Source organism: Phocaeicola intestinalis, from assembly GCF_014837065.1.
Lineage (GTDB): Bacteria > Bacteroidota > Bacteroidia > Bacteroidales > Bacteroidaceae > Phocaeicola > Phocaeicola intestinalis.
In genome coordinates this window covers 26657-35094 of the sequence record NZ_JACSPP010000040.1, presented here as the reverse complement: position 1 = coordinate 35094, position 8438 = coordinate 26657, and the positions used below count along the sequence as shown (strand labels likewise).

Here is an 8438-nt window from a genome sequence, read left to right as displayed (position 1 = left end):
CTAATGAAAACCTTTAATAAAATAAAAAAATTCTCTGGATATTTGGATTACAACATAGAAGAAACTGTTTTGAATTTATCGTGTGCTGATTTGGGATGAGTTTTTGAGGCATTTCCGTTTGTATGATGAGGAAGATAGCGGGCTATCTGACAAAGAACAGAAGCGGAAAGAACAAAAAAATCGCCCAAGGCACACACGAAAACGGAAACATCAAGACGAGAAAAACTTTTTGGAGAAATTCAAAATAGTTTCTTAATATGAATGTCCGTAATTAGCCAATGCGGTCGGGTTGAAAACGCAGTAGTACTGCATTCGCCGATGAAGTATATATCCGTAGGCGGATGAAGTTATATTCAATCGCGGATGCAGTATATATTCATTTTTCAAGGGTATGTATTGACTGCTTGCGGACCATTCATCAACTTTATTGGATATCTAAACTTTCACAGAGAGAAATACAGATGTTTATATAAATATATCAAAATAAGAAAATGAAGACGATAGGCATTTTTGTGGGATTATTATTAATAAGTATGTATGGCTTTGCACAAACGGATGCAGATTCGATAAAAACAGACCGTGTGTATGCGACAGATACAACAGGTATAACAGAACTTTCGGGTGATTCAGTATCGGTTCCAGCTGTAAATCCGTTAAATGATACATTGTCTGTTGCGTTAGATACAATGGTTGCTGTAGTAAAGGAACCGGTTGTAAACCCCATAAACCGGAAAGTAAAAGCCCGTTTTTATGCACTGCTCTCCCAATATCGGAAAACCCGGCAGGAAATGTCAGAACGTTGGGATGATATCTTCATACCACATGCTCCGGCGTGGATTCGTCCGGATGCCGATTATTTCAAGCTTGCCATGCCTGCCACATATTACTCGGATGCTATCGAGCAGGCAATCTCTATCGATGGCTGGAAGCCGAAAAGTCCTTTCCCGGAAAAAAATCCGATAAAAGATTCTCTGTTCCAGATACCCCGTCTTACGCATACAGCGGATGTCGACCGTGCCATCAACCGCCAACTGTTAAACTTTTACGTGCAATATCCTAATTTGGTACGTAAAAACGAAAACGACCTAAGCGGCCTGGAGCCTTTGCCGGATGAAATGATTGTCAGGAAACCACGAAAGAACAAAGTGCTTACCTTGCTGACTCCAGAATCGACATACCGGATGGGTGAAGATAATTTATTGATAATCCGGCCGAATTTTTGGACCATTTCAGGGAACGGTTATATCCAGTTTTCACAAAACTATATTTCGGACAATTGGTATAAGGGAGGAGAAAGTACTGTTTCGCTTTTGTCTGGTATGACATGGCAATTCAATTACGATGACAAGCAGAAAATCCAGTTTGAAAACAAAATCGAATGGAAACTGGGATTTATCACAGCCCCTTCGGATACCGTGCACCAGTACAAAACCAGTGAAGATATGCTCCGCATCAGTTCGAAATTCGGCTACAAAGCAATCTGGAACTGGTATTATACGATTTCGGCAGAATTCAAGACTCAATTCTTTTCCAAATATGATACGAACTCGGACAATCTCGTTTCGGGCTTACTCTCTCCTGCCGAACTGAACATCGGTATCGGTATGGATTATAAATATGTGAAAGACAACATCTGTAACTTGTCTGTCCTGATCAATCCGTTCAACTACTCACGCTATAGTGTGACAAGCGACCGGGTAGACCCGACTAAATTCAATATCGAGGCAGGACATAAGATAGAGAATCAGTTGGGTTCGCGCCTGGAAACCACGTTGAAATGGAACCTGTTGAACAACTTGCTATGGGAGTCACGTTTTTCGTATACGACAAATTATGAAAAAGTCTTGGCAGAATGGGAAAATACGTTTACGTTTGCATTCAATAAATATTTTTCAACAAAGTTATTCGTGCACGCACGTTTCGATGATTCGGTAACGCTTGAAGCGGATGATGATAGTTATTTTCAACTTCAGGAATTGTTGAGTCTAGGATTCAATTACACGTGGTGAGAAAAGAGTAGAGATTAAACTTATTTTGTCACAGAAACAGATAGGGATACCGGACCTGTAGGGTTTTGTGATGTATGTTATAAATTTAGACATAAAATTATGATTTCATTTGTTCAAATTCTTGATTTCATAGGCACATTTGCTTTCGCTATTAGCGGCATCCGTTTGGCTTCTGCCAAACGTTTTGACTGGTTTGGAGCATATATCGTGGGGTTGGCAACAGCCATCGGAGGTGGAACCTTGCGTGATGTGATGCTAAACGTGACACCCGTATGGATGACCGACCCCATCTATTTAATCTGTACGGCTTTTGCCATGTTTTTCGTTATTATTTTTGGCAAATACCTGATTCATCTGAATAACACTTTTTTCTTTTTCGACAGTATTGGACTTGCATTATTTACTGTAGTAGGATTCGGTAAGACTATTGCTTTGGGATTTCCGTTTTGGGTCGCTATTATCATGGGGAGCATAACAGGTGCGGCAGGAGGAGTAATCCGTGATGTTTTTATAAACGAGATTCCGTTGATTTTCCGAAAAGAAATTTATGCCATGGCATGTGTGATTGGAGGACTTGCATATTGGGGTTGCCTTCAATTGGGCATGGAGGATTATGTCTCGCAGATTGTAGGCGGAATGACGGTATTGATAGTCCGTATCCTAGCCGTGAAATATCAAATTACTCTTCCCATTTTGAAAGGAGACCCCACAAATCAGCAAGAGAAAGAATAGACAGACGGATTAAACGAATATATCAAACCAAGAAAGACTTTTTGTAGAAATTCAAAACAGTTTTTTAGCACAACGATTGTTTCCCGATGTAGAAGATAATCTTCTCCGGCATTGAGAAGCTGTTTTGAATTTATCGTGCGATGATTTGGGATGAGTTTTTGAGGCATTTCCGCTTCTGTGATGAGGAAGATAGCGGGCTATCTGACGAAGAACAGGAGCGAAAAGGGCCAAAAAATCGCCCAAAGCACACACGAAAACGGATACATCAAGCCAAGAAAAACTTTTTGGAGAAATTCAAAACAGCTTCTGAGGATAATCTGCATAATTTATGTGTTTGCCTGTATATTTCCAACCATTTTTTGTTTTTCTCAAAAAGTTCTTCTATCTTTGCCGGAAAGTAAAACAAAGGGGTGCCCATGTCGGGCTGAGATCATACCCTACGAACCTGATACGGTTAGTACCGGCGAAGGGATTGTTTCTTCGGAAAACACTCTTTACATACCTCCCTCTCCTGAAAGGTGTCTCTTTGGATTACTCCTTATTATATTTATACTTTATTTATATAGAGAACCACTATGACAGTTATTGTAAACAACAAAGAGACCGATTTGACCCAAGGGAATACCATTGCCGATTTGGCAAAACAACTGGAGCTTCCTGAAAAAGGAGTAGCCATAGCTTTGCACAACCGTATGATTCCCCGTGAAAAATGGGCAGACCAAACCTTACAACCAAACGATAGTTTAGTTATCATCAAAGCGGCTTGTGGAGGATAATACAGCTATGGAACTGCAATTCATTACCCATTACACCGGCCGATATACCTACTTCGACTCTGCCCGGATGGCACTGGAAGGCGGATGCCGGTGGATTCAGTTGCGCATGAAGGAGGCAACCGAAGAAGAGGTAGAAAAGGAAGCGATACGTGTACAGGACTTATGCCGCCAGTACGGAGCCACGTTCATCATAGACGATCACGTGGCTTTGGCAAAAAAGCTACATGCCGACGGTGTGCATCTGGGTAAAAAGGACATGCCGATAGCCGAAGCCCGCAAACTGCTGGGAAAAGACTTTATTATCGGAGGTACGGCAAACACATTCGAAGACGTGCAGATGCATTATGCCGCGGGTGCCGACTACATTGGCTGCGGACCGTTCCGCTTCACAACAACCAAGAAAAACCTAAGTCCTGTTCTGGGACTGGAAGGCTACCGGAATATCGTATCACGCATGAAAGAGGCAGGCATCAACTTGCCTATCGTAGCCATTGGAGGCATTGCCTTCGAAGATATTCCGGCTATTATGCAGACTGGAGTATCGGGCATTGCTCTTAGCGGAAGCATCCTGCGTGCGGATGACCCGATAGCAGAAACAAGGAGGATAATTAATAGTTAACAGTTAATAATTAATAGTTGATATTGAATATATGAAAAAACTGATTATCGCCGATAAAGAATTCGACTCACGCTTGTTTTTAGGTACAGGCAAATTCAACTCGAATGAGATTATGGAGAAAGCTATCCTGGCTTCGGGCACGGAAATGGTGACCGTGGCCATGAAACGCATTGAACTGAATGATAAGGAAGACGATATGTTGCATCACATCGTTCATCCGCATATCCAACTTTTGCCCAACACTTCGGGTGTGCGTACGGCAGAAGAAGCTGTATTCGCCGCACAAATGGCACGCGAAGCATTCGGCACCAACTGGTTGAAGCTGGAGATTCATCCAGACCCGCGCTATCTTCTGCCCGACTCTGCCGAGACGTTGAAAGCGACAGAAGAATTGGTGAAGCTGGGATTTGTGGTATTACCTTATTGCCAGGCAGATCCTACCCTTTGCAAACGCCTGGAAGAAGCCGGAGCCGCTACAGTGATGCCACTCGCCGCCCCTATCGGTACAAATAAGGGATTGCAGACACGCGACTTCTTGCGCATTATCATCGAACAAAGTAACGTGCCGGTAGTAGTAGATGCTGGTATCGGTGCACCGAGCCATGCAGCCGAAGCCATGGAAATGGGAGCAGACGCCTGTCTGGTAAACACCGCAATCGCTGTAGCCGGAAATCCGGAAGAAATGGCTATTGCCTTCAAGGAAGCCGTGATAGCCGGACGCCGTGCTTACGAAGCAGGACTTGGCGTGCAAAGTGAGAGCTTCGAAGCTTCTGCCTCGTCACCCTTAACCGCTTTTCTGAATAATTAATGTATTAGGGACTAGGTACCAGGGACTAGGTGACTAGGTTCTGAATAGTCTGGCAAACACCGGTCAAACTATATAGAATTACCTAGTACGTGAAACCTAGTACGTAGTCCTTAATCACCTACAAAAAATACCACCATGGAACAAGAGAACAAACCTTACGCACACCGCGAGAAAGCCTACATGCAAGGCACACTCTTCCCCTTCATCAAAGTGGGAATGCAGAAAGTAAACCTGACCCCTACCGTCACCATCCAAGACGGAAAGAAAGTGATGACTCCGAATGCGCCTGTTTATATCTACGATACCAGCGGCCCGTTCAGCGACCCTTCGGTAAAGATAGACTTGAAGAAAGGCATTGCCCGTATGCGTGAACCGTGGATTACCGGACGAGGGGATGTGGAGCAATTGCCTTCCATTACTTCCGAATATGGCAAGATGCGCCGGGATGACACTTCGCTCGATCACCTGCGTTTCGAACACATCGCCCTACCCTATCGTGCCAAAGCCGGAAAATGCTGCACCCAGATGTACTATGCCAAACAAGGCATCGTAACTCCGGAAATGGAATATGTGGCAATCCGTGAAAACATGAATTGCAAAGAATTAGGCATCGACACCCACATCACTCCCGAATTTGTGCGTGACGAGATAGCCGCAGGACGTGCCGTATTGCCTGCCAATATCAATCATCCGGAAAGTGAGCCGATGATTATCGGGCGCAACTTCCTGGTGAAAATCAATACCAACATCGGAAACTCTGCCACAACTTCGAGCATCGAAGAGGAAGTGGACAAAGCCGTATGGAGCTGCAAATGGGGAGGCGATACGTTGATGGACCTCTCTACGGGAGACAACATCCACGAAACCCGTGAATGGATTATCCGAAATTGCCCCGTACCTGTAGGCACCGTACCCATCTATCAGGCATTGGAAAAAGTAAACGGCAAAGTGGAAGACCTGACCTGGGAAATCTACAAGGACACCTTAATAGAACAATGCGAACAAGGAGTGGATTACTTTACCATCCATGCAGGTATCCGCCGGCACAATGTACACCTGGCGGACAAGCGTTTATGCGGCATCGTGAGCCGCGGAGGAAGCATTATGAGCAAATGGTGCCTGATACACGACAAGGAGTCATTCCTCTACGAGCATTTCGATGACATCTGCGACATCCTTGCCCAATACGATGTAGCTATCTCATTGGGCGACGGCCTGCGTCCCGGATGTATTGCCGACGCTAACGACGAAGCCCAGTTTGCCGAACTCGACACCATGGGTGAACTTGTTGTCCGTGCATGGGAAAAGAACGTACAGGCATTCATCGAAGGTCCGGGTCATGTGCCTTTGCACAAGATTCAAGAGAACATGCAACGCCAGATCGAGCATTGTCATAACGCTCCGTTCTATACCCTCGGTCCGTTGGTAACAGACATCGCTCCGGGATATGACCACATCACATCAGCCATCGGAGCCACCCAAATTGGCTGGCTAGGTACGGCAATGTTGTGCTATGTCACTCCGAAAGAACACCTCGGATTGCCCAACCGCGAAGATGTGCGTACGGGAGTCATTACCTATAAGATAGCTGCCCATGCTGCCGACCTTGCCAAAGGACATCCCGGAGCACAAATCCGCGACAATGCCCTCAGCAAAGCCCGTTATGAGTTCCGCTGGCGCGACCAGTTCCATCTAAGCCTTGACCCCGACCGTGCGCTGGAATACTTCAACGAAGGACGCCATACCGACGGGGAGTATTGCACCATGTGCGGTCCGAACTTCTGCGCCATGAAGCTTTCGAGAGATCTCTCTTCAATTAATAATCAATAGTTAATAATTAATAATTAATAATTAACAACGAGAGAGCGTCTACTTTTTTTAGCTAATTACGTTTTAACCTAATAATAATCAACAATGGGAGAAAATTGATAATTAATAACAACAAGGATGCGGTCGAAAAGCATTATCAAACAAAAATCTGTGGCTTTTGCCTTGCGTATCATTAAAGCCTTCCGCTTTTTAAAAGAACAAAAAGGAGAATATGTTATGTCAAAACAATTGCTCCGAAGCGGTACAGCAATAGGAGCATTAATACGTGAAGCTGAATTTGCCGAAAGCAAAAAAGATTTTATCCATAAACTGCATATTTCATTAAAAGAAGCTAACGAAACAGACTATTGGCTGACATTGCTACACGAATCGGATTACATAAACGATATAGCTTTCCAATCCATCCAAGCAGATTGTACTGAACTGATAAAACTATTAACCAGCATAATCAAGTCCAGCAAATGCAATCCAAACGCATCCACCATTATTAATTATTAATTATTCATTATTAATTGAATAGCATGTTTAGCGAAGAATTAGAAAAAATAAGCTGGGAGGAGACGACCGAAGCCATCTACTCCAAAACAGAATCCGATGTGCTGCGGGCACTCGGCAAGTCACACTGTGATGTGAACGACTTTATGGCACTGGTTTCGCCGGCTGCCGAAAAATACCTGGAACCGATGGCACGCCTGAGTCGCAAATATACCGAAGAACGGTTCGGGAAAACAGTATCGATGTTTATTCCGCTTTATCTGACCAACTCGTGCACCAACTCGTGCGTGTATTGCGGATTCCATATCAGCAATCCCATGGCAAGGACTATCCTGACACCCGAAGAAATGGAGAACGAGTACAAAGCCATCAAAAAACTGGCTCCGTTTGAAAACCTGCTGATAGTAACCGGAGAAAATCCGGCAAAGGCAGGCGTACCGTATCTTGCCAAAGCACTTGATCTGGCAAAGCCCTATTTCTCGAACCTGAAAATAGAAGTAATGCCGCTGAAAACCGAAGAATATGCCGAACTGACCAGACACGGCATGAACGGGGTCATCTGTTTCCAGGAAACATACAACAAAGCACGTTATAACATCTATCATCCGCGTGGCATGAAATCGAAATTCGAATGGCGCGTAAACGGCTTCGACCGCATGGGACAAGCAGGCGTGCATTCTATCGGCATGGGCGTATTGATAGGATTGGAAGACTGGCGTACCGATGTCACGATGATGGCATACCACCTGCGTTATCTGCAAAAACACTATTGGAAGACCAAATACAGTGTCAACTTCCCCCGCATGCGCCCCGCAGAGAACGAAGGATTCCAGCCCAACGTTATCATGAGCGACAAGGAACTGGCACAGGTGACCTTTGCCATGCGTATCTTCGACCACGATGTGGATATTTCGTATTCTACCCGTGAACCGGCTTATATCCGCGACCACATGGCATCGCTGGGCGTAACCACCATGAGTGCCGAAAGCAAAACCGAACCGGGAGGATATTACACTTATCCTCAGGCTTTAGAACAATTCCATATCAGCGACGACCGTACCGCCATGGAAGTAGAGTGCGCACTAAAGGCAGCCGGACGCGAACCGGTATGGAAAGACTGGGATGCTTCATTCGACTTTGTAAAATGAAGAATGAAGAATGATGAATGA

The 8438-nt window shown here is 44.7% G+C and carries 10 protein-coding genes and 1 riboswitch; all 10 genes read left to right on the top strand.

What is annotated here, in order from left to right:
• Window positions 1-82 precede the first annotated feature (82 nt).
• The 10 genes from H9625_RS12050 (at window position 83) to thiH (ending at window position 8417) form a co-directional block, all read left to right on the top strand.
• Window positions 83-256, top strand: coding sequence for a hypothetical protein (locus H9625_RS12050; protein ID WP_191764513.1), 174 nt, complete (start codon window positions 83-85; stop codon window positions 254-256).
• A gap of 235 nt (window positions 257-491) precedes the next feature.
• Entirely contained in the window at window positions 492-2009 is a 1518-nt protein-coding gene (locus H9625_RS12045) for a DUF3078 domain-containing protein (RefSeq protein ID WP_191764511.1), read from the top strand.
• 99 nt (window positions 2010-2108) lie between these two features.
• The gene (locus H9625_RS12040) at window positions 2109-2741 is read left to right on the top strand and encodes a trimeric intracellular cation channel family protein (protein WP_022040879.1); all 633 of its coding nucleotides are present in this window, start codon (window positions 2109-2111) and stop codon (window positions 2739-2741) included.
• 140 nt (window positions 2742-2881) lie between these two features.
• Window positions 2882-3142, top strand: coding sequence for a hypothetical protein (locus tag H9625_RS12035; RefSeq protein WP_140406904.1), 261 nt, complete (start codon window positions 2882-2884; stop codon window positions 3140-3142).
• Window positions 3138-3230: riboswitch (TPP riboswitch) on the top strand. Its footprint overlaps the gene before it by 5 nt.
• An 86-nt stretch (window positions 3231-3316) precedes the next feature.
• Window positions 3317-3517 (top strand): sulfur carrier protein ThiS, encoded by a 201-nt coding sequence (thiS, locus tag H9625_RS12030; RefSeq protein ID WP_022040880.1) that lies wholly within the window; start codon window positions 3317-3319, stop codon window positions 3515-3517.
• The gene (locus tag H9625_RS12025; protein WP_087249163.1) at window positions 3507-4136 is read left to right on the top strand and encodes a thiamine phosphate synthase; all 630 of its coding nucleotides are present in this window, start codon (window positions 3507-3509) and stop codon (window positions 4134-4136) included. The genes thiS and H9625_RS12025 overlap by 11 nt, the downstream gene beginning before the upstream one ends.
• A 31-nt stretch (window positions 4137-4167) precedes the next feature.
• Complete coding sequence (locus H9625_RS12020) at window positions 4168-4944, top strand: thiazole synthase (RefSeq protein ID WP_022040882.1); 777 nt, start codon at window positions 4168-4170, stop codon at window positions 4942-4944.
• A gap of 135 nt (window positions 4945-5079) precedes the next feature.
• Window positions 5080-6774 carry a phosphomethylpyrimidine synthase ThiC gene (gene thiC / locus H9625_RS12015; protein WP_191764509.1) on the top strand — a complete coding sequence of 565 codons (1695 nt, stop codon included), beginning with the start codon at window positions 5080-5082 and terminating at the stop codon, window positions 6772-6774.
• 117 nt (window positions 6775-6891) lie between these two features.
• The gene (locus H9625_RS12010) at window positions 6892-7272 is read left to right on the top strand and encodes a four helix bundle protein (protein ID WP_013619485.1); all 381 of its coding nucleotides are present in this window, start codon (window positions 6892-6894) and stop codon (window positions 7270-7272) included.
• Between the two features lie 23 nt (window positions 7273-7295).
• A complete protein-coding gene (gene thiH / locus H9625_RS12005; protein ID WP_013619484.1) occupies window positions 7296-8417 on the top strand; it encodes a 2-iminoacetate synthase ThiH in 1122 nt (373 codons plus the stop codon).
• Window positions 8418-8438 lie beyond the last annotated feature (21 nt).